General features: G+C 33.8%; 28 protein-coding genes and 1 other annotated feature. Of the genes, 8 read left to right on the top strand and 20 right to left on the bottom strand.

Translation table 11 applies throughout. The annotated features are described in order from the left end of the window. Positions 1 to 55 precede the first annotated feature (55 nt). The 4 genes from nrdH to nrdF are packed head-to-tail and all read left to right on the top strand — an operon-like array spanning position 56 to position 3,829. Positions 56 to 286: a glutaredoxin-like protein NrdH gene (nrdH, locus tag AC1RO3_RS06765; protein ID WP_481761902.1), complete on the top strand. Its 231-nt coding sequence runs from the start codon at positions 56 to 58 to the stop codon at positions 284 to 286. Then, complete coding sequence (gene nrdI, locus AC1RO3_RS06760; protein ID WP_481761901.1) at positions 286 to 666, top strand: class Ib ribonucleoside-diphosphate reductase assembly flavoprotein NrdI; 381 nt, start codon at positions 286 to 288, stop codon at positions 664 to 666. Before nrdH ends, nrdI begins: the two co-directional genes overlap by 1 nt. Next, complete coding sequence (gene nrdE, locus AC1RO3_RS06755) at positions 638 to 2,815, top strand: class 1b ribonucleoside-diphosphate reductase subunit alpha (RefSeq protein ID WP_481761900.1); 2,178 nt, start codon at positions 638 to 640, stop codon at positions 2,813 to 2,815. Before nrdI ends, nrdE begins: the two co-directional genes overlap by 29 nt. A gap of 21 nt (positions 2,816 to 2,836) precedes the next feature. Beyond that, entirely contained in the window at positions 2,837 to 3,829 is a 993-nt protein-coding gene (nrdF, locus tag AC1RO3_RS06750; protein WP_409021529.1) for a class 1b ribonucleoside-diphosphate reductase subunit beta, read from the top strand. A gap of 70 nt (positions 3,830 to 3,899) precedes the next feature. On the opposite strand, the gene AC1RO3_RS06745 is transcribed toward nrdF, so the two are convergent. Both AC1RO3_RS06745 and AC1RO3_RS06740 read right to left on the bottom strand, forming a co-directional pair. Beyond that, positions 3,900 to 4,436: a DUF1648 domain-containing protein gene (locus AC1RO3_RS06745; protein ID WP_481761899.1), complete on the bottom strand. Its 537-nt coding sequence runs from the start codon at positions 4,434 to 4,436 to the stop codon at positions 3,900 to 3,902. A 175-nt stretch (positions 4,437 to 4,611) separates the two neighbouring features. Beyond that, positions 4,612 to 5,952: a hemolysin family protein gene (locus tag AC1RO3_RS06740; protein ID WP_481761898.1), complete on the bottom strand. Its 1,341-nt coding sequence runs from the start codon at positions 5,950 to 5,952 to the stop codon at positions 4,612 to 4,614. A 243-nt stretch (positions 5,953 to 6,195) separates the two neighbouring features. On the opposite strand from AC1RO3_RS06740, the gene AC1RO3_RS06735 reads away from it, so the two are divergent. Then, positions 6,196 to 6,834: a DUF998 domain-containing protein gene (locus tag AC1RO3_RS06735; protein ID WP_481761897.1), complete on the top strand. Its 639-nt coding sequence runs from the start codon at positions 6,196 to 6,198 to the stop codon at positions 6,832 to 6,834. Between the two features lie 275 nt (positions 6,835 to 7,109). Here AC1RO3_RS06735 and mprF read toward each other — a convergent pair whose 3' ends face one another. From mprF to AC1RO3_RS06645, 18 genes are all read right to left on the bottom strand, one after another. Next, on the bottom strand, positions 7,110 to 9,719 hold the full coding sequence (gene mprF / locus AC1RO3_RS06730) for a bifunctional lysylphosphatidylglycerol flippase/synthetase MprF (protein WP_481761896.1): 2,610 nt from the start codon (positions 9,717 to 9,719) through the stop codon (positions 7,110 to 7,112). A gap of 594 nt (positions 9,720 to 10,313) precedes the next feature. After that, a complete protein-coding gene (gene rplL, locus AC1RO3_RS06725) occupies positions 10,314 to 10,682 on the bottom strand; it encodes a 50S ribosomal protein L7/L12 (protein ID WP_409021534.1) in 369 nt (122 codons plus the stop codon). A gap of 69 nt (positions 10,683 to 10,751) precedes the next feature. Then, a complete protein-coding gene (rplJ, locus tag AC1RO3_RS06720) occupies positions 10,752 to 11,258 on the bottom strand; it encodes a 50S ribosomal protein L10 (RefSeq protein WP_481761895.1) in 507 nt (168 codons plus the stop codon). A gap of 34 nt (positions 11,259 to 11,292) precedes the next feature. After that, positions 11,293 to 11,408: a sequence feature (ribosomal protein L10 leader region), on the bottom strand. Between the two features lie 63 nt (positions 11,409 to 11,471). Then, on the bottom strand, positions 11,472 to 12,155 hold the full coding sequence (gene rplA / locus AC1RO3_RS06715) for a 50S ribosomal protein L1 (RefSeq protein ID WP_409021536.1): 684 nt from the start codon (positions 12,153 to 12,155) through the stop codon (positions 11,472 to 11,474). A gap of 105 nt (positions 12,156 to 12,260) precedes the next feature. Further along, complete coding sequence (gene rplK, locus AC1RO3_RS06710; RefSeq protein WP_409021537.1) at positions 12,261 to 12,686, bottom strand: 50S ribosomal protein L11; 426 nt, start codon at positions 12,684 to 12,686, stop codon at positions 12,261 to 12,263. Between the two features lie 114 nt (positions 12,687 to 12,800). Next, positions 12,801 to 13,658 (bottom strand): alpha/beta hydrolase, encoded by an 858-nt coding sequence (locus AC1RO3_RS06705; protein WP_481761894.1) that lies wholly within the window; start codon positions 13,656 to 13,658, stop codon positions 12,801 to 12,803. Between the two features lie 32 nt (positions 13,659 to 13,690). Beyond that, entirely contained in the window at positions 13,691 to 14,242 is a 552-nt protein-coding gene (gene nusG, locus AC1RO3_RS06700; RefSeq protein ID WP_409022813.1) for a transcription termination/antitermination protein NusG, read from the bottom strand. Between the two features lie 115 nt (positions 14,243 to 14,357). Further along, positions 14,358 to 14,537, bottom strand: a complete 180-nt coding sequence (gene secE, locus AC1RO3_RS06695; protein ID WP_057974232.1) for a preprotein translocase subunit SecE — start codon at positions 14,535 to 14,537, stop codon at positions 14,358 to 14,360. 10 nt (positions 14,538 to 14,547) lie between these two features. Beyond that, positions 14,548 to 14,697: a 50S ribosomal protein L33 gene (rpmG, locus tag AC1RO3_RS06690; protein ID WP_057974231.1), complete on the bottom strand. Its 150-nt coding sequence runs from the start codon at positions 14,695 to 14,697 to the stop codon at positions 14,548 to 14,550. Between the two features lie 121 nt (positions 14,698 to 14,818). Continuing rightward, the gene (locus AC1RO3_RS06685; protein ID WP_481761893.1) at positions 14,819 to 15,427 is read right to left on the bottom strand and encodes an RNA polymerase sigma factor; all 609 of its coding nucleotides are present in this window, start codon (positions 15,425 to 15,427) and stop codon (positions 14,819 to 14,821) included. A 68-nt stretch (positions 15,428 to 15,495) separates the two neighbouring features. Beyond that, complete coding sequence (locus AC1RO3_RS06680; RefSeq protein WP_481761892.1) at positions 15,496 to 16,020, bottom strand: NYN domain-containing protein; 525 nt, start codon at positions 16,018 to 16,020, stop codon at positions 15,496 to 15,498. A 2-nt stretch (positions 16,021 to 16,022) separates the two neighbouring features. Further along, a complete protein-coding gene (gene rlmB, locus AC1RO3_RS06675; protein ID WP_481761891.1) occupies positions 16,023 to 16,781 on the bottom strand; it encodes a 23S rRNA (guanosine(2251)-2'-O)-methyltransferase RlmB in 759 nt (252 codons plus the stop codon). Continuing rightward, positions 16,762 to 17,184, bottom strand: coding sequence for a Mini-ribonuclease 3 (locus AC1RO3_RS06670; RefSeq protein ID WP_409021543.1), 423 nt, complete (start codon positions 17,182 to 17,184; stop codon positions 16,762 to 16,764). Before AC1RO3_RS06670 ends, rlmB begins: the two co-directional genes overlap by 20 nt. After that, entirely contained in the window at positions 17,184 to 18,593 is a 1,410-nt protein-coding gene (gene cysS, locus AC1RO3_RS06665; protein ID WP_481761915.1) for a cysteine--tRNA ligase, read from the bottom strand. The genes AC1RO3_RS06670 and cysS overlap by 1 nt, the downstream gene beginning before the upstream one ends. Positions 18,594 to 18,851: 258 nt before the next feature. Next, positions 18,852 to 20,345, bottom strand: a complete 1,494-nt coding sequence (gene gltX / locus AC1RO3_RS06660; RefSeq protein WP_481761890.1) for a glutamate--tRNA ligase — start codon at positions 20,343 to 20,345, stop codon at positions 18,852 to 18,854. 128 nt (positions 20,346 to 20,473) lie between these two features. After that, the gene (locus tag AC1RO3_RS06655) at positions 20,474 to 21,586 is read right to left on the bottom strand and encodes a PIN/TRAM domain-containing protein (protein ID WP_481761889.1); all 1,113 of its coding nucleotides are present in this window, start codon (positions 21,584 to 21,586) and stop codon (positions 20,474 to 20,476) included. Positions 21,587 to 21,602: 16 nt separating this feature from the next. Further along, entirely contained in the window at positions 21,603 to 22,973 is a 1,371-nt protein-coding gene (radA, locus tag AC1RO3_RS06650) for a DNA repair protein RadA (RefSeq protein ID WP_409021546.1), read from the bottom strand. 101 nt (positions 22,974 to 23,074) lie between these two features. Further along, on the bottom strand, positions 23,075 to 23,611 hold the full coding sequence (locus AC1RO3_RS06645) for a dCTP deaminase/dUTPase family protein (protein WP_481761888.1): 537 nt from the start codon (positions 23,609 to 23,611) through the stop codon (positions 23,075 to 23,077). Between the two features lie 112 nt (positions 23,612 to 23,723). On the opposite strand from AC1RO3_RS06645, the gene AC1RO3_RS06640 reads away from it, so the two are divergent. From AC1RO3_RS06640 to AC1RO3_RS06630, 3 genes are all read left to right on the top strand, one after another. Further along, positions 23,724 to 24,008 (top strand): GNAT family N-acetyltransferase, encoded by a 285-nt coding sequence (locus AC1RO3_RS06640; protein WP_481761887.1) that lies wholly within the window; start codon positions 23,724 to 23,726, stop codon positions 24,006 to 24,008. A 20-nt stretch (positions 24,009 to 24,028) separates the two neighbouring features. Beyond that, positions 24,029 to 24,730 (top strand): ribose-5-phosphate isomerase RpiA, encoded by a 702-nt coding sequence (gene rpiA, locus AC1RO3_RS06635; RefSeq protein ID WP_481761886.1) that lies wholly within the window; start codon positions 24,029 to 24,031, stop codon positions 24,728 to 24,730. A 159-nt stretch (positions 24,731 to 24,889) separates the two neighbouring features. After that, entirely contained in the window at positions 24,890 to 26,224 is a 1,335-nt protein-coding gene (locus AC1RO3_RS06630) for a C1 family peptidase (protein ID WP_481761885.1), read from the top strand. Positions 26,225 to 26,252: the final 28 nt, after the last annotated feature.

The following is a 26,252-nucleotide window of genomic DNA, read 5'->3' as shown; positions in this document are numbered from 1 at the left end:
ATTATGTGTTGTATACTTATCTTATTAAACAAAACAACAAAGGGGAATTTATATAATGAAAAAAGTTACTGTATTTACAAAAAACAACTGCATCCAATGCAAAATGACAAAACGTTTTTTAGAAGAAAACAACGTCGACTTTGATGAACGTAACATTTCCGAAGACGATAACGCAATCGATTACTTGAAAGGCCAAGGTTTCCAAGCTGTTCCTGTTATAGAAGCTACTGGATTCGATACAATCGCAGGATTTCGTCCTGATATGCTTAAAAAGTTGGCAGTCTAATGAAAATTGTTTTCTTTAGCATTACTGGACAAACACGACGCTTCATCAATAAAATTGGCTATCCTTCATTTGAAATCGATCCAACAAACCCGCTTATTGAATTAAATGAACCCTATATTTTAATTGTTCCAACTTATGAAATTGGGCTCACTGAATCGGTCAACGACTTTATTGAATATCAATCAAATAGAGAAAATATACTGGGTGTTGTTGGCGGTGGGAACCGCAACTTCGCCCAACTTTTTATTTTTACAGCCAAAGATATCGCAACCGACTATCACGTCCCATTATTATATGAATTTGAATTCAATGGCACTGAAGAAGATGTAATCAATATGAAGAAAGTAGTTGATGAAATTGACATTAAAAACGTTAAATAGTGATAAAGTCACTTATTATGATTTAAATAATGAAATTAATATTCCCGTAGACGGTCAAATCCCACTTCAAAAAGATCAAGAAGCCTTAACCGCCTTTTTGAAAGAAAATGTTGCTGAAAATACAATGCAATTTGATTCATTAAAAGCACGTTTTGATTATTTAATTGACAACAACTATATTGAAACTGATTTTTATAATAAATATGACTTCTCATTTATAGAGGAGCTCTACGCTTATTTAGCAGCTCAAAAATTCCATTTCGGTACATTTATGGCTGCCTACAAATTTTATGCTCAATACGCACTTAAAACTGATAATAATGCCTATTACCTTGAAAATTATATTGATCGTGTTGCAATGAACGTTCTTTACTTTGCTGATGGTAATACAGAACTAGCTATGAATTTAGCTGACGAAATGATTCATCAACGTTACCAACCTGCTACACCTAGTTTCTTAAATGCCGGTCGTAAACGTCGTGGAGAATTAGTTTCTTGCTTCCTAATTCAAATTACTGATGATATGAATGGTATTGGACGTGGCATTAACTCAGCACTTCAATTATCTCGAATTGGTGGTGGTGTTGGTATTACGCTCAGTAATTTACGTGGCGCAGGTGCACCAATTAAAGGGATTGAGGGCGCTGCTTCTGGTGTTCTACCCGTTATGAAATTATTAGAAGATAGTTTTTCATATTCTAACCAACTAGGACAGCGTCAAGGTGCTGGAGTTGTCTATTTAGACGTCTTCCATCCAGATATTGTTGCTTTCCTGTCAGCTAAAAAAGAAAATGCTGATGAAAAAATCCGTGTTAAAACTTTATCACTAGGCATCACTGTACCTGATAAATTTTACGAACTCATTAAAGATAATGCAACGATGTATCTTTTCGATCCCTACGGTGTTGAAAGAGAATATGGAGTCCCTTATTCCTATGTTGATATCACAAAAGAATATGACAATATGGTTGCCAATAAAAATATTAGTAAAAAAACGATTCTTGCCCGCGAATTAGAAACTGAAATTTCTAAGCTGCAACAAGAGTCAGGCTATCCTTATATTGTCAATGTTGATACAGCAAATCGCGCAAACCCAATTGATGGTAAAATCATTATGAGTAATCTTTGTTCAGAAATCATGCAGGTTCAGACACCATCAACTGTGAATAATGCACAAGGCTACGATGTTATGGGGACTGATATTTCATGTAACTTAGGCTCAACTAACATTGTTAATATGATGGCTTCTCCAGATTTTGGCCGTTCAGTTGATTCAATGGTTCGCGCTTTAACTTTTGTAACTGATAGTTCAGATATTGATGTTGTGCCTCCTATTCAACATGGAAATAACTTAGCGCATACCATCGGTTTAGGTGCAATGGGCTTACATGCCTACTTCGCTAAAAACCATATGCATTATGGTTCAGAAGACTCAATCGATTTCACTAGTGTTTATTTTATGATGCTTAACTATTACTCATTAAAATCATCAAATGCTATCGCTAAAGAAAAAAATGAAACATTCCATAACTTTGAAAAAAGTACTTATGCAACTGGTACCTACTTTGATAAGTATCTTAACGAAGATTGGGGCCCTACTTCTGATAAAGTTGCTGCCTTATTTGATGGCATCGACATCCCTAATCAAGAAGATTGGGCGACTTTGAAAGCTAATATTCAAACTGACGGTCTTTATCATCAAAATAGATTGGCTGTTGCACCTAATGGCTCTATTTCATATATTAACGATACTACTGCCAGTCTTCACCCAATTATTAACCGAATCGAAGAGCGTCAAGAAAAGAAAATTGGAAAGATTTACTATCCAGCTCCTTACCTTTCAAATGACACGATTCCATACTATACTTCTGCATACGACATGGATATGCGTAAAGTTATTGACGTTTACGCTGCTGCACAGGAACATATCGATCAATCACTTAGTTTAACTTTATTCATGCGTTCAACGATTCCTGAAGGCCTCTACGAATGGAAAAATGGTCGGACAGATAAAATGACAACACGTGACTTAAACATTTTGCGTAATTATGCGTATAATAAAGGTATTAAGTCAATTTACTACATCAGAACCTTTACTGATGATCAAGAAGAAGTTGGCGCAAACGCTTGTGAGAGTTGTGTTATCTAAACTGTAACGGAGGAAAGTTAAATGAATAATGATAGTTACAAAGCAATTAATTGGAACGAAGTTGAAGATCAAGTTGATAAAGCAACTTGGGAAAAACTAACAGAACAATTTTGGTTAGATACACGTATCCCCCTTTCAAATGATTTAGATGATTGGCGTACACTGAGTCCTGCAGAAAAAACATTAGTTGGTCATGATTTTGGTGGGCTAACATTGTTGGATACGGTGCAATCACAAGATGGGATGGAAGCGTTGCGTCATGATACACGGACTGCCCACGAAGAAGCTGTTTTAAATAATATTCAATTTATGGAATCGGTTCATGCTAAAAGTTATTCATCAATTTTTTCAACGTTGAATACAGCTTCAGAGATTACTGAAATTTTCGAATGGACAGACAAAAACGAATTTTTACAAAAAAAAGCACAACGTATTAATGGTATTTACCAAAACGGGTCACCATTGGAGAAAAAAGTTGCTTCTGTTTTTCTTGAAACGTTCTTATTCTACTCTGGTTTCTATACGCCACTTTACTATTTAGGCCATAACAAACTGGCAAACGTTGCTGAAATTATTAAATTAATTTTACGTGATGAATCTGTTCATGGTACCTTCATTGGCTATAAATTCCAATTAGGATTCAACGAACTTTCTGAAGAAGAACAAGGTAAAATGAAGACCTGGATGTATGACCTTCTGTTTGAATTATATGAAAACGAAGAAAAATATACCCATGAACTTTATGATGAAGTTGGTTGGACTGAAGAAGTTTTAACCTTCTTACGTTACAATGCCAACAAAGCTCTAATGAATTTAGGCCAAGATCCTTTGTTCCCTGATACAGCTTCTGATGTTAATCCTGTTGTCATGAACGGAATTTCAACATCAACATCTAATCATGATTTCTTCTCTCAAGTTGGTAATGGCTACTTACTTGGTAGTGTGGAATCAATGGATGATTCAGATTATGAAATTGGTGAAAGCGGCCAAATGAAACGTCGTCCTAAACGTTAGAAAAAAATCCTTACTATCAGCCTAAAAACTGATAGTAAGGATTTTTTATTTAACAGTTTTAACTTTACAATTACAGTAACATTCCCACTATTCCCGCACAAAGTATCAATATTCCTATAATGACCATCCATACACCTGATAAACGATTTAATTTCTCACGATGACTAGAATCCTGCGTTATTTTCTTCATCCTAAAGTTGGTATATTTATTAGGAACCGTTTTAGGCGCATAGTTTCCTAAGATGATCAGCAATGTTCCCACTATCAGTGCAACACTGCTAATAATATTAACCTGATGTCCCAACGCGGTAGCAAATATCATTGTTGCTAAAAGTATTGATAAGATTGGCGTAATCCAAATTAAAGCTGTATCTAGTTTCTTATTTTGACGATTAGTGTTATCTATTACCATTATCACCACATTGATTAAAATCATCAATAATGGGAACCCAATAATAACTAGATTTTTATCACCATACTGATCAATATTACCACCTATATTCCAGTGAATCGGAATTTTATTGGGTAATTTGTGATACAAAACTACTCCCATAATCATTGGAACAAATCCAAATAAGATGGCGCTGATATTCCTTTTATTTTTCATAATTGTCTCCTCCTACCAGATATTGTGACCATTTTAAATAATTCGAAATAGTCGTTTGATTCAAATTAATATGGTTACTACTTTTACCAATTGGCAAGCTATAATCCTTACCAGTAATGTAGTAAAAAAAATAGCATTTAGAGCTAATTAAAAACTAACCCTAAATACTATTTTTTTAAGCGTTCACTTTGTTAATCACTCTTTTATCTGTTGGTAAAACAGTTACTTCAAATTCTGAAATATAAGCATTTTCATAGTCCAATGCCTTAATATTAAAATTAGCAATTTTCATTTCATCATTAGCTCGAAATTTTGAGTCATTATTAAGCACAAATCCAGTAAGCGTCACCGCTTCACTTTCTTCCGTTTCTTTAAGCGTTGTATCAAAATATCTTTCAAAATCATATAATGTCACTTTACCTGAAACTTTAAATTTATTGTTTCCCATATCTACTATATTATCGTCATTCGTATCATCAAATTCTTCTCTAACAACACCAAATAATTCTTCATAGATATCTTTATCTGTAACAATCCCTGAAGTCCCACCATACTCATTAACGACGATAACGATTGGTGTTCTCTTAGATACCATAACATCCATAATACTATGAACTTCAGCATTTTCTTGAACGGCCGGAATATCACGCATAATTGTTGAAATCAAATTTGTCTTATCAATTTTTTCCTGTCGCAATAAATCATAACTATAAACGTACCCGATAACTTTATCTTTATCATTGTTAGCAATAACTGGGAACCTTGAATATCTAGTTCTCCAATATAAATTAACAACGTTTCTAATTGAATCGTCTACGTCTACTGCAACCATCGATGTTCGGTCAATCATGATATCTTCTGCCACTTTATCATTCATATCAAATGCTCGTCGCATGAATGTTAAATCTTCTTCATCAAGTTCACCAGCATTTGCGGATAATCGAGATAATGAGAGAATTTCAGTTTGCGAATAAATATCTTCTTCATTTTCAACTTCATAACCTAACAAATGCGTAATCCAATTTGCTGAACGATCTAAAATCCAAATTAATGGGTATAACACAATATGGAAAAACATAATAGGACGGACAATAAATAATAATACTGGCAATGGATCTGCAATTGCAATATTTTTAGGTACTAAATCAGTAAAAACAGCATGAATAACAGTAAAAATAAGAATTGCAGCAACCGATGCAATAGCATTTGCCATAGCCGCGGGTAATATATTTGATTGTATAATCGCATCTGCTATTGTTTTTTCACCAATCCAACCTAAAATCAAACTAGTTGAAGTGATTCCAACTTGGGCCGTTGACAGATACTCCGTTAGGTTCTCCGTCATATGAATAGCCCGCTTAATATTTTTAAGCGGCTTTTTCCCATACATATCTTTCAATGCACTAATACGGACACGAACCAACGCATACTCAGTCAGTGTAAATAACACAGACAAAAGTAATATTGCGATAATAACAATTACATTCACTAAATAATTTTCCGGACCAGAATCCAAGGTAACACCCTACTTTCAATTTGTTGTAATTTCTTAACTTCCATTATATCAAAAATATTGTTCATAAACTAGTTAACACTTTATCATTATATCTAAAATAAGGCTATCTAAATCGATATATCTTGGTATTATCTTAATTATAATTAAGAAGTGTCATTTTTAATTAGCCTTTTCGTAAACAACTATTACTTAAATAAGTTATAATAAAATTATCATATAAATAATTAGAATTGGGGATCTATAATGAATTTTTTAAAGAAATATGGTTTTTATTTAATGGCACTTGCCGTTATAAGTGAGTGGATTTTGCCTTTAGCATTAGCACCATTTGTACCTGGTTATTTGCAATTCACTAATTTAATTAGTGATTTTGGGGAAGTTGGCGTTCCAACTCATATGGCATTTAAAGTTTGGGAAGTTATAAATGGACTTCTTTTCTTACTTTCAGCACCAGCTTTCTATGAATATTTTAAAGGTACGTCAAAAAAATTAGCCAGCTGGTTTACCGCTATGTTAATTATTTTTAGTATGACCGATTGTCTTTTAACAGGAATTTTCGATCGTGCACTCACATCAAATACACAAAGCATTACGGGTATGATCCACAATTATTCGTCAGGCATTGGCGACACCGCTCTTTTGATTAGTATGTTTTTTTTATTAAAACTCTATCAAAAGCAAGGTAAAAAACTAATTACAACCCTTTTATTAGTTGCCTTTATTATTTCACTAGGAATTCAATTTTTATTTGTTTATCCAAGAATTATGCCAGATTCACAATTTAAAATTCCTTATCGTGGTTTGTGGCAACGTTTAAATTTATGGTTACTCTATATGCCATTTTTATTAATCTCTATCAAAAATATGTTTAAAAAAAGATAATACTAATTAATGAAATGCCTCACAATTATTAGACATAAGTCTAGTAATTGTGAGGCATTTTTATATCTAAATAATCGAGTAAGAAAGCAATCATCATACGCAGTTTCCAGACTAAAAGTACGTTAAATTAACTATTTGTTCACTACATTTAGAGTTTCTTTTGCTTCATAACAAACGTATTTCTTGCAAATTAAAAGACATAATTCCGATATTTTACCGGAATTATGTCTTGGTGTCTCAAATAATATATATCTCTACCCTTTTAATATACTATATTATCTAATATTCTTTATTAAAAACTTCATTATAGGGCTAGGCATTCTATCCTTTTTATCTACTGATTTTTTTTGATTTACAACTGCTAAAATCTGTAATAACGTAAAGGCAATCGAACTACGTTTCCTAAATGAAATATATTTTGGCTGCCATTTAGTTACATATTTATTTTTATACTTCTTTAGTCCCTGGAAACCATAAAAATGATACCCATATTCATAAATTAAATGAGCTATTTTTTCTTCCGCAAAACTAAATTTAGATTCACCTACATTCGACAATGGTGCCATACCCATATCGAATAATTCATAGCCGCCTTCTTTTGCTTGTTGAAAAAGGCTAATAAAGATTTTATCCATAATACCAGATGGCGCTTCTTCTCTACTATATCTCATCAAATCAATCGATAAGACCCTATTATTTCCGGTTGGCATCATTGTCGCAAAGGCAACCTTATGTCCCTCAGAATCATTAATAATAGCAATAGGCGCTTGATTAAGATAATATTCATCGAAAAATCCTAAAGAAAATCCTTTTTCAGCTTGTCCATTCAGCCAACTATCAGATATTTTTTTCAATTCTTGAATAGTTTCCTTTGAATAAGGGGGCTCGATCATTGCAAATGTATAGTTTTCTCGTTCAAATTTATTCATTAAAGCACGTTCAGAACGTCTTTTTTTACCAGCCAATTCAAATTCAGCTACTCTAACAAAACCTTCTTCACCCGTTTTAATGAAATCAAATCCAACTTCATGTAACATCATTGTTAACTTCGCATCAACTTCATAAAAAACTAATTCTAATCCTTCAATATCTGCGTCAACAATAAATTGATTAATTGCTTCACGAATAAACTCATGATTACCAACAGGTTCACCCATAACCACTAATTTATTCGATTTTTTTTGATAAAGGAAAAATACTTCGTCCTGTCCATCATTTTGATAGAAATAAACATTTTTATCCTTTAAAAATGAAAGATGACTGACTTCATTACCACCATAAGTATCAATTACATTTTTAACACGATCTGCTGGAAAATCTTGCTTACCAAATCGTTTATCCTTACCAGATAAGTACGTAAATGCAATCCATAACACCACAACTGCAGAAAGTAAACCTAGGAATCCTGATAGCCATATCTTTTCTGAAGGAAATAAGAATACATCTGGAACTTTACCCTTAAAGTGGAATTCTGGCATGTTATAGAATCCTACGATTGTGTATAAAATGAATGTTCCAGCAAATATACTTCCATCAATTAATAAACGGCCCCATGAATATTCAAATCTTTCACGATAAAATATTGGTTTAGATAATAGTGCACAAATGAGAATGATAGTTAAGAAAATAAGTATTGTTACTGAGAAATCATGCCACAATGTATTAGCAATACCCACGACAACAAAGATAATCATTGGCCAATAGACACGTTTAACTTTAGATTCAATACCTCGACCAATCCCAATCATTAAGAATGCAAGTATAATATTACTCATTTGATGAATGAAATAAAAGGTATAAGGATATAAGTAATTAATAATTGGATTAGTAAATGTAAATTCTGGAACCGTTGAAGCAAGTAATAAGATGATACCTGTCATATAGAAAAATAACACAAGTATAAAATGTGCTACTCTACTGAGTAAGATAACTGGTAGTCCATTTAAGTACTCATTAAGACGATGTCCTGAATCTTTAACGAATAATAATACCCCCACTAAGAATGGGAATATATAATAAAATAATCGATAAAACAATAACCAGATAACAGCTGTGCTATCCTGTACACCTAATGTTTGTAACCCTAAAATCATAAAGACATCAAAAGAACCTAACCCACCCGGAATCATTGAAATAACACCGATAATTGATGCGATAATAAATAACGGGAAGACAGCAACTAAATTAGATGTATCAACATTCATCATAAATCCGATATAAATGAAAAATAAACCAGCAGATCCCCATTCTAAGGAAGAGCCAAGTATTAACGTTAGTTCACGACCTAATGTTAAATCTGCAAAAAATTCTGAATCTCTTGTCTTTGTAATAATAAAAACAATTGGAAAATATAGGCCACCTAATAACAACCAGACCCAATACTGTCCGAATTGTGGTCCAATATTTAATCCAAAAATCATGAATAAAGAAACCCAACAATATAGTGATAGACCCGCAACTAAAAATAATGCTATTTTTGATATAGCAAATAGCACCTGTTTTTTAGACGCATTTTTACTATAAAAATTAGCTCTAAGTGATGCACCTAGTAGGCCACCAAATCCTGCTATGTTAGTCATTGTATTCGTTATCCAACCGCTTTGAAGAATGTATCGCCAAGAATACTTTTCTGGTAAAAATTTAACCATGACAAAATCATAAATCATCATCGGAAGGACAGCAATAAATCCAATTACCAACATTAATATAATGGATTTTACTGACTGTGATTCAAAACTTTGCTGAACTTGTTCACCATTTATATCCTTAAATATTTGTCCAACTTGGATAATAACAAAAATTAAAACTGATAAAACAAATAAAAGCTTAATTGCTGTTAATCTTTTTTTAATAAATTCATTACACGTACTAATTATTTTTTTCATTTTTTGAATCCCCCGATTTATTTTTTGTTACTTATACTCCCCCCGGAATATATAATACTATTTTTTCTTTTGTTCTACGTAACCTTCATTTCACAATAAAGTCTATATCGTTAATAAAATTAATGTAGTCTATGTAAAATTTGGTATAAAATAACTAACATCACCATAAAAATAATTTGCTTCGATCTAGTTACTATTTCTAAATTAACTCTTTTATCTACATACTAACTAATTTTAAATAAGCGCTGGTGATCATGCCAAACTGTGGACATTAATAAATAACTAATGATGTATATAGAAAAAGTTTAACATTAATTAATAATTCGACGAATTTCTAATTTTAAAGAGATTTCAAACGCTAATATTGGAATAGTTATCGCTATCCTTTAAATAGACGCTTCTAATTATGTTCGTTTATAGCTTACCCCCTCTACATTTTGTCCATTTTATTCAATATTTTTTCAGATATATGTTTATTTAAATACCTTACCACGATTTATTAACATAACCAAACATTTTGCAAAAAAATAGCACGATGATTTCCAATAAATTGGAAATCATCGTGCTTAAAATTATTCAAAAATAAAAATATTATTATTTGAGAGTAACTACTGCGCCAACTTCTTCTAAAGAAGCTTTCATTGCTTCAGCTTCGTCTTTAGAAATACCTTCTTTGATAACTGATGGAATGTTATCAACTAAACCTTTAGCGTCTTTAAGGCCTAAACCTGTAATTTCGCGAACGGCTTTGATAGCTTTAACTTTTTGGTCGCCAGCTTCTGTTAATTCAACAGTAAATTCTGATTTTTCAGCAGCAGCTTCGCCAGCACCAGCGCCAGCAGCAGCTACAGGAGCAGCAGCTGAAACACCGAATTCTTCTTCGATTGCTTTAACTAAGTCGTTTAAATCTAAAATGCTTGCTTCTTTTAAATCAGCAATGATTTTTTCTGTATCTAATGACATGTGTGTATCCTCCATTTTATGTGTACGATTTTGTGTGTACCTTTAGGTACCGATCATAGATGCTAAGTATTAAGCAGCAGGTTCTTCGTCTTTACTTTCTGCAACAGCGTTAATTGCATAAGCAACGTTGCGAACAGGTGCTTGTAATACTGAAAGTAACATTGAAAGTAAGCCATCACGACTAGGTAATGTAGCAAGAGCGTTAATTTCTTCTAACGTTGCAACTTTACCTTCAATGACACCACCTTTAATGCTAAGTGCTTCAGCAGTCTTAGCAAAATTAGCCATAATACGTGCAGGTGCAACAACATCTTCGCTAGAAAATGCGACTGCAGTAGGTCCAGAAAATACTTCTTCCATACCTTCATACCCTGCTTTTTCAGCAGCACGTACTAAAATCTTGTTTTTGATAACTTTCATTTCAACGCCTGCTTCGCGTAATTCCTTACGTAATGCAGTCACTTGTTCAACCGTTAAACCACGGTAATCCACAACAACTGCAGATGCAGCGTTATTGAATTTTTCAGTTACTTCATCCACAATTAATGCTTTTTGTGCGATAAATTCTTTACTCATAATTGATTCACCTCCTGTAGTCGTGTCAGAGCTTTTTTACAATAAAAAAACTCCGTGTCCACCAAGACACAGAGAGAGTAATACTTCACTCCTCGGCAGGTAAATTAAGGCTTGCGCCACCTGAGTCTTCGGTAGAATCATAAATTAATTGACTTCCATAAATTTAACACAGTTAGATATATGGGTCAACTAAAGAAATTTAATTATCTAATATTAGTTTTGAGCCAAGTTTAAGCTTGGACCAAATGTTGTAGCAACAGATAAATGTTTGATATAGCCACCCTTAACTGATGATGGGCGAGCTTTAACAATAACATCGTTGATAACATCAAAGTTACCAATTAATGCTGCATCATCAAATGATACTTTACCAATTGGAACATGAACATTTCCATCTCTATCAGTACGGTAAGTTACCTTGCCGGCTTTAGATTCTGAAACTGCTTTTTCAACGTCCATTGTAACAGTACCTGTTTTAGGATTAGGCATTAAACCTTTAGGTCCTAAGACACGGCCTAAACGTCCAACTTGGGCCATCATATCTGGTGTTGCAATAGCAACATCAAAATCTAACCAGCCACCAGAAATACGTTCAACCAAGTCATCATCACCAACAACGTCAGCGCCGGCTGCAAGTGCAGCTTTAGCTTTATCGCCTTTAGCGAATACAACAACAGTTTGGTCTTTACCAGTACCATTTGGAAGTACAACAGCCCCACGTAATTGTTGGTCTGCTTGTTTTGTATCTAAGTTTAAGTTGTAAGCAAGTTCAATTGTAGCGTCAAACTTAGCAAAGTCCATTTTCTTAGCTAATGCGATTGCATCAGTAATTGAATAGTTTTTACCTTCTTCAACTTGTTTTAAAGCGTCTTGATAATTTTTACCTTTTTTAGCCATCTTGAATTTTCCTCCTTGCAATATGTGGTCTAACGGATAAACCTCCCACTTGATACATCTATTTTCATAGAGTATCCGACCGAGAAGCGTGTTTGTAGTTAGGAATTAACCTTCTACAACGAATCCCATGCTTCGTGCAGTTCCTTCGATCATGCGCATTGCAGATTCAACACCTGAAGCGTTTAGATCTTGCATTTTAGTTTCAGCGATTTGTTGAACTTGAGCACTAGTTACTGTTGCAACTTTTTTAGTGTTAGGTTCGCCAGAACCACTTTCAACGCCTGCAGCTTTCTTTAAAAGAACTGCTGCGGGTGGTGTTTTTGTAACGAAATCGAATGAACGATCTTCGTAAACACTAATTACAACGGGAATTAACATACCAGCTTGGTCAGCTGTACGTGCATTGAATTCCTTTGTAAAGCCCATGATATTAATACCAGCTTGTCCTAATGCAGGACCAACCGGTGGAGCAGGAGTTGCTTTCCCTGCTGGAATTTGTAATTTAACGACGTTTGCTACTGTTTTAGCCACGTGACATACCTCCTTGTAAAATCCGTGCGTGGTAAATGGAGATATAAATTTCTCCTCCCACTGTATGCAGAACATACTAATATAATATAACACCCAGATGGGTTCCACGCAATCTTATTTATGCTTTTTCCATAAAAATGTGTAAATTGATTCATCAACTCGTTTATTTTCATGTAATAATCTGTGTGCTGCTCTTCGACCGCTCACAATAAGTTCCTGATAATTAAGCTGATTTTCAACTAAATAGCGAAGTGATAAAACACTATTAATGGAAACAGCGCCATCATTGCCATTTTTCAAATCGCCAGCAATATTTAAAAATTGTAAATTCTCCGGTAGATGCTGCATTGCCTTTTCAAAATACTGGTAGAGTGAAGTCGTTTCCACTGGACCTTTATCAGTTAAAAATAAATCTTCAATGATAGGCGTATTTTGTGCTACATTATGATCATTGTATGGTGCACCAATTGAAATGGCATGTGCCACCATTGGGACATCAGTCATATCTCTGTATTCTGTCATATAGCGTAATATACTGACACTACCCATTGAATGCCCAACAAAATCGACCTTTTCAATGGCATAAGCGCCATATAAAAATTGCATAATATAATGTAACCATAAGCTTTGTTTTTCAACAGGAGCTATATTATTTTTAAATAAAACTTGAATGAATGGTTGCGCAGATCTTAATTGACCTTCAACATGTAAACTACCATTATCATCAACTATGATAACCATATCTTTACGACCATAGCCTGCTCGTTCAAAACGGGCAATCATTGGGCCAAAAGAAAGTCGATTACCACTATAACCGTGAACAAATAGTGTTGGGGTCATCTTGTCGCTAGGTACAATTGGATCAGAGGCATCAATTGAAACATGCCCTAATCGTCTAAATTTATTCCCAATGAAAAAACTTGTGCCTGCTCCTAGACCTAACAAGCCTATCTTCAAAAGTCCCTTAGTCATTAAATCACCTTCTACTTTTGTGAGTTATCACCCTAGCCTAATAATTTATCTACTTGATCAAAGTTCAATTCTGTACTTGTTTCACGACCAAACATATCAATATCAACTTTAAGTTTTAATTTTTCATTATCAATTTCCGTTACTTTACCGATAAGGTTAGCAAATGCACCTTCAATAATTGTGACAGATTCACCAATTTCAATGTCCAATTCTTGATGACGAGCACTCATACCCAAACGACGAAGAATCAATTCTACTTCTTCAGGTAATAGTGGTGCTGGTTTACTTCCGGCCCCATGAGAACCAACGAACCCAGTTACGCCTGGTGTATTACGAACAACATACCATGATTCATCTGACATACCCATCTCAACTAAAACATATCCAGGGAATGTTTTCTTCATATCTGTTTTTTCTTTACCATTTTTAACTTCACGTTCTTCTTCTTCAGGAACAACTACACGGAAAATAAAATCTTCCATACCCATTGATTGTGCACGTGATTCAATATTTGTTTTAACTTTATTTTCGTAACCAGAGTAAGTATGTAAGACATACCAACTTTTTTCGATTGATTCCATTATATATATCTCTCCTTAAATTATCAGCTTCATTTTTCTCAAACAAAAAAAACTCCGCATCAACGAAGTTTTCTCACTTGTGTCATTATATCAAAACATCAGTTAAATAGCTATTCTTCTATGAAAATAGGGTTAAGAATGCAGAAGCACCTGAATCAACAATCCAGAAGAAAATCGCAAACATAATTGCAGTTACAACAACAGTTGTTGTATCACGACGTAGTTCCTTACCTGTTGGCCAAGTTGTTGCTTTAATTTCTACGATAACACTTTTAAGAAATGCATTAATTTTTCTCATAACTATCCCCCTATTTTGTTTCACGATGTAACGTATGTTTATTACAATATTTACAAAATTTATTTACTTCTAAGCGTTCGGTTCTGCTCGGTTTTGCAGCTACAATATAATTTCGTGAGCCACAAACGATACAAGCCAATGCTACTTTTCTTTGTGCCATGACTTTTTCTCCTTAATGTAAAGTTAACTAACGCTAACTTCGACTAACATTTTTAAAGAATACACTCATTTTACATTAAAAGAAAGAAAAAAGGAACCACCCTCTTTTCTTTCTTTCCTAATTATCGATTTTCTTTAAAAAATAACCCAAGCTTACTCTTACACCTTGAGATAGATCCTAATACCTTTTTCATATCGCACTCTAAAATAAGCGCAATTTCTTCTGGCTTTTTCATTTGATAATAAAGTAAAACAAAAGTACTTCTTTCTAACTCTGACAATTTCAATTCAAAATCATCCAATTTTTCTTGAAGGATAATTCTGTCATCTGCCAATATCTCACAATAAAACGAAGGCCGTTCACATTCACCATAAGTTTCTTCATATCGTTCCAAAGAATGCGAGTTCGCATCAGACAGCCTTTTAGTCGCTGATTGTTTGCGAATTAAACTAAAAATACAATTCGATAGACTGGTTTTAAAATACTGTCCAAACGTAATTCCTTTGTTCGGTTGGTAATTTTTTAATGCTTTAAAACAAACAGCTCTAGCCTCTTGTAAAAAATCTTCAGTATCCCATAATTTTAGATAGTATTTACGAATCATCGAATAAACCATTGGACGATATCGTTCAAATAACGGTTCAAATTTATGTTCTGCACCTAATTTAATTTGGCAAATCAATTGAAAATCTGTTTCGTTTTCAGTACTCCGGTAAGTTTCATCTAACAAGTAGACTCTCCATATCCGGGTCTCCATTTTTCAATATACCAAACATAATGACTGATTACAACAGTTGCTTAGTCATGTGATAGGTGATCACGCAATTCAGCCAGACTATCTAATTGTTCTGAGTCCCATGGTGAACGACGAACCGATGCCTCCGTTTGATATTTTTTGGCTTGTTGAGCAACTTCTTTTTTAGATTCATTAATGTCTTTGTATAACTCCCATGCAGGAATTCTTAATGCACCTTGTGAGAAAATAGTCCACTGTTCTGCTTGATCACTCGTTGCAACAGTTACCTGTGTGAGTTTAGTCTGTAACTCACCTATCATTGCTTCAATATAACTATCAGCCGTCTGACCCTCTGCTGTCCAAATAATCTCTAATCCATATTTTGTATAACTCTTTGATAGTCCTGGAACATACATTGCATCAAAGACAACGATTAACCGAGAGTCAATCTGTTTATGATAATTTGATAATTTGTGCAGTAGCAAGTCACGTGCTTCATCAAGTCGCTCTGATTGTTTCAATCGATTTAATTCTGGCCAATTACCAATCATATTATAGGCATCTACAACCAAAATTTGCTTTTTCATTATTATTTACCCCTAGAAGTAAATCCTTGATAAATAAGTAAACTGGCTGCGACACTGGCGTTTAAACTTTGAACGTGTCCAACCATTGGAATAGTCAACATACCATCACAAGCTTTTTTCAATAACGGTGAAATACCTTTACCTTCGTTACCAATTACGAGGGCTGTGGGTCCTTTAGCATCCCATTCACGATAATCTTGTCCATCCATATCTGTTCCGAAGACCCATAATCCGGCCTTTTTCAATTCATTTACAGTATTTACCAAATTAGTTACGCGAGCAACTGGCATATATTCAATTGCACCTGTTGACGTCTTAGCAACTGTTGACGTTAAACCGACTGCGCGACGTTTTGGAATAATAATTCCATGTACACCCGCAGCATCGGCTGTTCTCATAATTGATCCTAAGTTATGTGGATCTTCAACATTATCTAAAATAAGGAAAAATGGTGGTTCATCTTTATCAGCTGCACTTTTGAAAAGATCTTCAATAGTTGCATATTCAAATGCGGCAACTGCTACAATAACGCCTTGGTGATTTTGTTGATCTGATAATAAATCTAATTTACTTTTAGGAACTAGTTGTGTGATAATACCTTTTTTCTTAGCTAACTGTTCAATACCACTTAAAACATCTGATTTTAATCCAGTTTGTAAAAATAATTTGTTAATTGATTGATTACTTTTTAACGCTGCTTCTACAGGGTGACGACCAATAATAAAATCGCCAGCCTCTTCACTACTTCTTGGTTGTCCCATTTAAGTTCTCCTTTTCAACGGTGTTAATACACCATTTTGCCAATTCGGCCAATCTATCGTTTTGATTACTCAAAAATAAGTAGCCAAACAATGCTTCAAATCCAGTTGAAATACGATACGTTATTACTGATGTATTTTTAGCTGAAGTATGACTTTTAGCATTACGTCCACGTTTAAAGTAGTCTATTTCTTCTTCAGTTAAAATATTATTTTCTGTCATTTTATCTATCAAGAAAGCTTGTGCTTTGGCTGATACATAATGTGTTGCTTGATGGTGTAATTGAGTTGGTCTTGTAAGTCCTTGTACAAGTAAGTGTTTACGAACAAATACTTCATAAATACCATCGCCCATATAAGCTAACGCAATCCCATTCATTTGTTGATAATCTGCATTATTTTCCATTAGTCTTTTCTCCATCTAGTTCCTTGTGGTGTGTCTTCCAAAATAATTCCTTCTGCTGCAAGTTGATCTCGAATTTCATCGCTTTTTTGAAAATCTTTTTGTTTCTTAGCTTCTATTCTTTGTGCAATTAATTTTTCAACTCTGATATCTAGAGCATCAGCTACTTGTCCAAAAGCTAATCCAAAAACTGATGTCATTTCTTTAAAAATTTCTAACAAGTGATTAATTGAATCTCGTTCCACTTGTTTGTTTTCAGAATAGACATTCATTTTCTTAGCTAAATCATAGATAACTGCAATACCATTTTGTGAATTAAAATCATCATCCATAGCAGTTTCAAAATTGGATAAGCTCTCATTAATTTGATTTTCTATTAATTTATTTTCTCCTGAAATAGCATCGTTCAATCGATAAGTTAAGTTATCAAATGCTGTTTTCAATTTATTTAAATTATTAGTCGCTTCATCAATATTCGCTTGGCTATACTGAATTGGACGGCGGTAATGCGTTGTTGCCATAAAGAAACGGATAACTTGTGGATTGACTTCTTTAATCATATCATGCACCGTAACAAAATTACCTAGTGATTTACTCATTTTTTCATCATTTTCACCAATTGTTACAAATCCATTATGCATCCAATAGTTAGCAAATTTTTGACCCGTTTCAGCTTCACTTTGAGCGATTTCATTTTCATGATGTGGAAACATTAAATCCTGTCCACCACCATGAATATCAATCGTTGGACCTAGGTATTTTGTTGCCATTACAGAACACTCAATGTGCCAACCCGGACGGCCCTTACCAAATGGAGAGTTCCAAGAAAGATCATCATTTTTGACTGATTTCCAAAGTGCAAAATCAATTTCATCTTCTTTTCGAGCCGTTTCTTCAGTATCAACATGCTGACTGGCACCTTGTTCTAATTCGTTGATATTTTGATCAGATAATTTACCATAATCTGGAGATTTACGCGTTCTAAAATAAACATCCCCATCAGATACATAAGCATAACCTTTATCAATTAAATTTAATATAAATTGAATGATATCATCAATATTTTCTGTCGCCTTTGGATTTTTAGTTGCTGGTTCAATCGCCAATGCCTTGGTATCTTCCATGAAAGCAGCAATAAACTTATCGGCTAATTGTTGAACTGTTATATGGTCTTCTTTAGCAGCTTTGATCATTTTATCATCAACATCTGTAAAATTAGATACATAGTTAACTTTAAAATGACGATATTCAAAATATCGACGAATTGTATCAAACGCAATAGCACTTCGCGCATTTCCAATATGAATATAGTTATAAACGGTTGGCCCGCAAACGTACATACTAACTTTCCCAGACACAAGTGGTTTAAAAACCTCTTTTTGATTCGTTAATGTATTATAAATTGAAATCATTTTATCACCCGCCATTTAATCTTTTTGTTAAAAAAAGACGTCTTTTATATACTTATAAAAGACGTCTTCAACGTTGTTCCACTCCTTAAGATGTAGTGAACCTACATCCAACAATGAGTTAACGTTCATTACACGACTATAATTACTTTGTTCATCATAGCATTTTAAAGAGGCACTTCACAACTAACGTTTGTTTTCTCACATCACCGAAAACTTTCTAAAAAACGCCAATAAGTTGTTACTCTCTCTTATCAAAAATTATTTTGTATTCATTTCTTCTAACGTTTTGTTCAAATGAGCTAATGCTTTTTCACGACCAAGCAATTCGATTGATGCTGGTAGTTCTGGTCCATGCATTTCACGCGTTGTTGCAATACGGATTGGCATATATAATTGACGACCTTTAATTTTTGTATCTTTTTGAATTGATTTAATTGTTGCTTGGATAGCAACAGCATCAAAAATATCAATCGTTTTAATGCGTTCAGCAAATTCTTTTAAAACTGTTGGTGCTGTTTCAACAGCTAACTCTGCCTTTGCTTCATCATCAAGAACAGGTGGTTCGCTTAAAAATACTTCTGCCATTTCAGTAATTTGACCTGTATATGACATTTGTTGCTTATAAAGGCTAATTAATTTACGAGCCCATTCAATTCTTTCTGCACTTGGATCAGCTTCAATTTTACCATCTTGAATTAATTGACGTAAAGCCAAATCCATTACTTTATCTTCATCAGCTGTTTTAATATATTGATTATTAATCCATTCTAATTTTTTACCATCAAATGAAGCTGGTGACTTGCTTAAACGTTTAGGATCAAACATTTTAATCAATTCTTGGCGAGAGAAAATTTCACTTTCGCCAACTGGTGACCAGCCTAATAAGGTAATGAAGTTTACCATAGCTTCTGGCAAGTAGCCTAATTCACGATATTGTTCAATGAATTGGAGAACATTTTCATCACGTTTACTTAATTTTTTTCCTGTTTCTGTATTGATAATTAATGTCATATGTCCAAAGATAGGTGCATCCCAGCCAAATGCTTCATAAATCATCAATTGCTTAGGCGTATTGGCAATATGGTCATCCCCACGAAGAACATGCGTAATTTCCATCAAGTGATCATCAACAACAACAGCAAAGTTATATGTTGGCATACCATCACGTTTTTGAATAACAAAATCGCCACCAATAGTATTGGAATCAAAGGTAATTTCACCTTTAACAATATCTTTAAATTCGTATTTTTTGTTTGCTGGAACACGGAAACGAATAACAGGTGTTAAACCGGCAGCTTTTGACTCTGCAATTTTAGCAGTAATCTCATCATCAGACATACCTGCATATTCGTATTCATAATGTGGCATTTCATTACGTGCTTTTTGAGCATCACGGTCTGCTTCGAGTTCATCTTCTGTTTTATATGACTCGTAAGCTAAATTTTTATCCACTAATTCTTGGATTAATGGTAAATAGATATCTTTACGTTCTGATTGACGATAAGGACCAAATTCTCCTGGTTTGTCAGGACCTTCATCCCAATCCATGCCTAACCATTTTAAGTTATCTAGTTGGCTGCGTTCACCATCAGCAATATTTCTCTTTGTATCAGTATCTTCAATACGGATAACAAAAGTACCCTTTTGACTTCTCGCAAATAAGTAATTAAATAGAGCGGTACGAGCATTTCCAATGTGTAAATGTCCAGTTGGACTTGGTGCATATCTGACACGAATTTTATTTTTAGCCATGATAACGCCTCTTTCTTTTTTCTGTATTTAGTTACTACGATATAAACCGTTTATTTAAGGCTTTATTCAACTAATCTAGTTTACAATGAATCGGATAAAAAATAAAGCCAATAATCTTAGTATTGACTTTATTTCTTATCGTTTATTTTTTTCATTGAATGTAATGGTTTTGCAAAAATCATTCTTCCAGCATCCGTTTGAAGTGCACTTGTAACGACAACGTCAATTGATTTGTTTAGGAAATACTTTCCTTCTTCCACGACAACCATTGTTCCATCATCCAAATAAGCAACACCTTGTTGACGCTCAGAACCATTTTTTATTACCATAACATGTAATTGTTCTCCAGGAATAACCCGAGGTTTCAATGATTTAGCTAGTGCATTTACATTCAAAATCTGGACATTTTGAAATTCGCTAACTTTGTTTAAATTAAAATCATTTGTGACAATAACCCCATCAATCGTTTTAGCTAATTTAATTAACTTACTATCTACTTCTTCAATTTCTTCAAAATCACCTTCATACATTTCAATCGGCATGATTTTTTCATCTTGAAGTTTATTTAAAATATCTAATCCTCTACGACCCCGAACACGTTTGATACTATCAGCTGAATCTGCAATATATTGGAGTTCATATAAAACAAAATTAGGAACTAATAATGTTCCTTCAATAAAGCCAGTTTTAATCAAATCATAAATCCGGCCATCAATTAAGATATTTGTATCTAATATTTTATATTCATGATAATTATCATTGACATTACGGTCTAGTAAACTACTTTCAACGACATCACTTTTCTTATTTTTTGATGCAAATAATTTACGCCAATCCTCCAAACGATTAGTTCCTATAACAAAACCCAAGTATCCAAGTAAAAATAGTAACAAAACGGGTACAATTGTGTTCAATAGCCATATTTCTGATCGATAGAATGGTGTTGAGATTAAAATTGCAATAACCATACCAACAATAGTTGAAACACTCGCTGTTAGTAGCATCATTGGGCTTTGATTAGTTAAATAATTTTCAATATTTGCCAGTAATTTTTCTAGTGGCGTTATGATAAATAAAGATAGAATAAGAGCTAAACCGACACCTATTAAAAAATTAACAACACTATTATTTAATATACCAATCTCCGCAATACTCACTAATTTCCAAAAAAGTGGTAGCAAACTAACACCAATTCCACCGCCGACTAGTGCAACAACACCTTTAATAATATTTCTACGCATTGACAACTCCTCCTTTCTAACTAAACACTACTTTTAGTGCTTCGCTTAGTGTAGCAACACCAACAACTGTAATTCCTTTAGGTGGTGTCCATCCTGATAAATTATTTTTAGGAATAAAAATTCGTTTAAATCCAAGCTTTTGTGCTTCAGCAACCCGTTGTTCAATCCGATTAACACGTCGAATTTCACCAGTCAATCCAATTTCACCTACAAAACTGTCTGCAGGGTCTGTTTCTTTATCTCGATAACTTGACGCAATACTAACAGCAATCGCTAAATCAATAGCTGGTTCATCTAATTTTACGCCACCAGCCGCCTTAAGATAAGCATCCTGGTTCTGTAATAATAAACTTGCACGTTTTTCAAGAACGGCCATTATTAATGACACACGATTGTGATCAAGCCCTGTAGTTGTACGCTTCGCCGTTCCGTAAACTGTTGGTGTGATTAATGCTTGAACTTCAACCAAAATAGGTCGTGTTCCTTCCATAGATACAACAATAGCAGAACCTGTTGCGCCAGCCAAACGTTCTTCTAAGAAAATTTCTGATGGGTTTGCAACTTCAAATAACCCACCTTCACGCATATCAAAAATTCCAATTTCATTTGTTGAACCAAATCGGTTTTTAACAGCGCGTAAAATACGGAACGTGTGATGCATATCTCCTTCAAAATAAAGGACTGTATCAACCATATGTTCCAAAATTTTGGGACCAGCAATTGCACCACCTTTTGTTACATGTCCAACAATAAAAATCGTAATACCATTCGTTTTAGCAATTTGTAATAATTCAGCAGTTACTTCTCGAATTTGAGAAACACTGCCAACTGCAGCAGACATTTCTGGTTCTTGCATTGTTTGAATTGAGTCAATGACTACGTAATCAGGATTTAATGTCTCAATATTTTGACGAATATTACCCATATCTGTTTCAGGGTAAAGATAAAATTTCTGACCTCCAACACCGAGGCGCTGTGCACGCATTTTAATCTGAACAGCACTTTCTTCACCAGAAACATATAAGACAGTTCCGCCAGTTTGGCTTAGTTGACCAGAAACTTGTAAAAGTAATGTTGATTTACCAATGCCTGGATCACCACCAATTAAAACTAATGACCCGGGTACAACACCACCACCAAGAACACGATTTAATTCACCTAACTCAGTTTCAACACGTTCTTGTTCTGCCATTGAGATATCATCTAATAGTTCTGGTTTAACAGAAGCTCCAGTAAAACTGACACGAGCTTTACGATCTGCTTTTTGTGATTGTTCACGCTCTTCTACCATCGTGTTCCATTCGTTACAGTTAGGGCAACGACCCAAATACTTTGGTGAGGTGTATCCACAGTTTTGACATACAAATTGCGTTTTTACTTTTGCCATACAAACTCCCCACCCTTTCATTATAAATTCTATTGTTAATATTTTATCACATAAACGACAACCTGTAATTTCAATTGAAATTCTTAATCATTCTATAATAACTATTTACCTGATGAACCAAATCCGCCAATACGTTTTGTAGCGGTCACCTTTTCATTATCAACAGTTAAATAGGGCATAAAAATCCCTTGGCCTATCCGATCTCCTTTTTTTACCATTTGATCTTTTAAACTAAAATTAACAATTTGTATGAAAATTTCACCTTCATTTTTTTCGTTATTATAGTAATCAGAATCAATAACACCAATTCCATTTGGTAAAATCAGTCCACGTTTTAAGGGGCTACTTGAACGATTTGCTAATAATAAAAATTCATTATCTAGCATATACGCTTTAATTCCTGTGGGAATTAAATAAGGTTTCAAAATTTTATTTGCTTGAATGAGCTCTTCTTCAGCCACCGATTCACGATGCCTAATTAGCCATAAAACCTTTAAAAATCCACTTTTCCAGATTGAAGGTAATGTAAAATCTTCAGCTGCAGCTAAGTCATATCCTGCCGAAGTTGTTGTTGATCGAACGGGTAAGTCAATTTTCCCTGCATATTTAGTAACAATTTCAAATCCTCTTGTTTTCATTTGTTTATCCCCGTAATCTGTTTACTTTTTATCTTACCTCATTTATGACATAAATGGCTAGTTTTTGGGCATTTTTTAATGGTATAATTACATTCAAAGGGAAGGTGTTCAAATGGATTTCCAACTAAATGAAACCGATTTACGCGTGTACAACGTTAATGACGAGTTAATTAGTCGAATTAGTTTTACCATGATTAATGCTAATCAGACAATGGTCATTGAACATACTTGGGTAGCTGACAATCAGCGTCATCAAGGGCTTGCAAAAAGTACAACTGATTACTTAATTAAACAAGTTATTCTAAATCAGCAAACTATTTTACCATTATGCCCTTATACAAAGTTTTATTTTAGTGAACATCCAGAACTTTTAGAATTAATTTATACACCTAAATAAAAAATAGGAGAGTGACACACATGAATCAAGACAATTTAAAAAAATTAGTTGGACAAAAAGCTGTCGAGTTTATTAAAGACGGTATGGTTGTTGGACTTGGTACAGGCTCAACCGTTAAATTTATGGTAGATGCATTAGGTCAACGTGTTAAAAATGAAAACTTATCAATTATCGGTGTTTCAACATCAATTAGAACTGAAGAACAAGCAAAATCACTTGGTATTCCAGTTAAATCAGTTGATGAAGTTGACCACATTGATTTAACAATTGATGGTGCAGATGAAATTGATGACCATTTCCAAGGTATTAAAGGTGGCGGTGCTGCTCATTTATTTGAAAAAATTGTTGCTATTAATTCAAATCAAAATATGTGGATTGTTGATGAAAGTAAAATGGTTCATACGTTGGGTAAATTCCCTCTTCCCGTTGAAGTTATCCCTTACGGTAGTCATCAATTATTCAAAAAATTAGAAGCTAAAGGATTTAATCCCAAATTTAGAACTGTTGATAATGAAAATGTTTTAACTGACTCTAAAAATTTTGTCATCGATTTATATTTAGGTGAAATAAACGATCCTGCTAGCATACAAGATTATTTAGCTAAACAAGTTGGTGTTGTAGAACAAGGTCTATTTTTAGATTGTGTAAATACGGTTATCGTTGGACGTCAAGATGGTCCTGAAGTTTTACACGCACGTTCTGACACCTTTACAATTAAATAATTCTAAAGAAGAGCTAATTTTTATTGGCTCTTTTTAAATACGCAAATTGATTTTATTTAAAAATGAGAATTTTCTTTTCTTTTTAACATTGTTTACTAATCTAACGAGATATATTATAATAGCCACAGTACTTAAATCTTATATAGGAGTGTGATTTTTTTGACACAATCAATTAGTTCAGAACAACTCGCAAAATTCCAAAAAAATTTACATGCACGTGAAAGCCATGAAGTTATTGAACGTGCCGTTACAAAAAATGGTATTTTAGCAAATAGTTACGATTTAAAAGCCCAAGCTAAAATGGAACCTGTTTTCTCAATTGATCTGGATGTTGGTAATGTTTCTAACCAAAAGCAATCAGGTCGTTGTTGGATGTTCGCCGCATTAAATACAATGCGTCATGACATGAAAACAAATTTTAAAGTTGCCAAAGATTTTGAATTGTCACAAAATTTCACTTACTTCTGGGATAAACTTGAAAAAGCAAATTACTTTTATCAAAATGTTCTTGAAACAGCTGATAAACCAACTAGTGACCGTACCGTTTCATGGTTAATGACAACTCCACAACAAGATGGCGGCCAATGGGATATGATCGTTGCAATTATTGAAAAATATGGTGTTGTTCCTCAATCTGTGATGCCTGAAACATATAATAGTTCTAAATCAAGCGAAATCAATTCAACTTTAAACTTAAAATTAAGAAAAGATGCTGTTGATTTACGTGAACTCGTTGCTGCCGGAACAAGTTCAAAAGAAATTGAAGTCGTCAAAGAAGCTAAACTTACTGAAATTTATCGTTTATTAGCATACAGTTTTGGTGAACCTCCTGCAACATTTGACTTTGAATATCGTGATTCTGATAATGAATATCATATTGATAAAAATTTAACACCAAAAACATTCTATGAAAAATTTATCGGTTGGGACTTAGATGAATACGTCTCAATCATTAATGGTCCAACAGATGATAAACCTTACAATAATATGTACACAGTTGATCGTCTTGGAAATGTTGTTGATGGGCGTCCTATTCGCCATTTAAACATTAACATGGCTGATTTTAGAGATGTTGCCATCAAACAATTACAATCTGGCGAGAGCGTCTGGTTCGGTTGTGATGTTGGTCAATCGTCTGAACGCCAAATTGGTATTATGGATACTGAACTTTATCATAAAGATGAATTGTTCAATATTGATCTAGCTTTATCAAAAGCTGAACGCCTTGATTACGGTGAGAGTCTAATGACTCATGCTATGGTTCTAACAGGTGTTGATTTGGTTAATGATCAAGCAACCAAATGGAAAGTTGAAAACTCATGGGGCGAAAAAGTTGGTAATAAAGGCTTCTTCGTTATGAGTGATGACTGGATGGAAGAATATTGTTATCAAGTTGTCGTTAACAAAAAATTCTTACCAGAAAAATTACAAGCTATTCTAAAAGAAGAACCTAAAGTCCTTGCTCCTTGGGATCCAATGGGTGCATTAGCATAATTAAAAAAGTAACAACAATATTGAATTG

This window comes from Dellaglioa sp. CoH-57-MRSF-19, from assembly GCF_056781975.1.
This window is presented reverse-complemented; position numbering and strand designations above follow the sequence as displayed.

Bases quoted from the DNA above. Each gene is read 5' to 3' on its own strand.
- nrdH (WP_481761902.1), top strand. From the start codon at position 56: ATGAAAAAAGTTACTGTATTTACAAAAAACAACTGCATCCAATGCAAA.
- nrdI (WP_481761901.1), top strand. From the start codon at position 286: ATGAAAATTGTTTTCTTTAGCATTACTGGACAAACACGACGCTTCATC.
- nrdE (WP_481761900.1), top strand. From the start codon at position 638: ATGAAATTGACATTAAAAACGTTAAATAGTGATAAAGTCACTTATTAT.
- nrdF (WP_409021529.1), top strand. From the start codon at position 2,837: ATGAATAATGATAGTTACAAAGCAATTAATTGGAACGAAGTTGAAGAT.
- AC1RO3_RS06745 (WP_481761899.1), bottom strand. From the start codon at position 4,436: ATGAAAAATAAAAGGAATATCAGCGCCATCTTATTTGGATTTGTTCCA.
- AC1RO3_RS06735 (WP_481761897.1), top strand. From the start codon at position 6,196: ATGAATTTTTTAAAGAAATATGGTTTTTATTTAATGGCACTTGCCGTT.
- mprF (WP_481761896.1), bottom strand. From the start codon at position 9,719: ATGAAAAAAATAATTAGTACGTGTAATGAATTTATTAAAAAAAGATTA.
- rplL (WP_409021534.1), bottom strand. From the start codon at position 10,682: ATGTCATTAGATACAGAAAAAATCATTGCTGATTTAAAAGAAGCAAGC.
- rplJ (WP_481761895.1), bottom strand. From the start codon at position 11,258: ATGAGTAAAGAATTTATCGCACAAAAAGCATTAATTGTGGATGAAGTA.
- rplA (WP_409021536.1), bottom strand. From the start codon at position 12,155: ATGGCTAAAAAAGGTAAAAATTATCAAGACGCTTTAAAACAAGTTGAA.
- AC1RO3_RS06705 (WP_481761894.1), bottom strand. From the start codon at position 13,658: ATGACTAAGGGACTTTTGAAGATAGGCTTGTTAGGTCTAGGAGCAGGC.
- secE (WP_057974232.1), bottom strand. From the start codon at position 14,537: ATGAGAAAAATTAATGCATTTCTTAAAAGTGTTATCGTAGAAATTAAA.
- rpmG (WP_057974231.1), bottom strand. From the start codon at position 14,697: ATGGCACAAAGAAAAGTAGCATTGGCTTGTATCGTTTGTGGCTCACGA.
- AC1RO3_RS06680 (WP_481761892.1), bottom strand. From the start codon at position 16,020: ATGAAAAAGCAAATTTTGGTTGTAGATGCCTATAATATGATTGGTAAT.
- rlmB (WP_481761891.1), bottom strand. From the start codon at position 16,781: ATGGGACAACCAAGAAGTAGTGAAGAGGCTGGCGATTTTATTATTGGT.
- AC1RO3_RS06670 (WP_409021543.1), bottom strand. From the start codon at position 17,184: ATGGAAAATAATGCAGATTATCAACAAATGAATGGGATTGCGTTAGCT.
- cysS (WP_481761915.1), bottom strand. From the start codon at position 18,593: ATGATTTCAATTTATAATACATTAACGAATCAAAAAGAGGTTTTTAAA.
- gltX (WP_481761890.1), bottom strand. From the start codon at position 20,345: ATGGCTAAAAATAAAATTCGTGTCAGATATGCACCAAGTCCAACTGGA.
- AC1RO3_RS06655 (WP_481761889.1), bottom strand. From the start codon at position 21,586: ATGCGTAGAAATATTATTAAAGGTGTTGTTGCACTAGTCGGCGGTGGA.
- radA (WP_409021546.1), bottom strand. From the start codon at position 22,973: ATGGCAAAAGTAAAAACGCAATTTGTATGTCAAAACTGTGGATACACC.
- AC1RO3_RS06645 (WP_481761888.1), bottom strand. From the start codon at position 23,611: ATGAAAACAAGAGGATTTGAAATTGTTACTAAATATGCAGGGAAAATT.
- AC1RO3_RS06640 (WP_481761887.1), top strand. From the start codon at position 23,724: ATGGATTTCCAACTAAATGAAACCGATTTACGCGTGTACAACGTTAAT.
- rpiA (WP_481761886.1), top strand. From the start codon at position 24,029: ATGAATCAAGACAATTTAAAAAAATTAGTTGGACAAAAAGCTGTCGAG.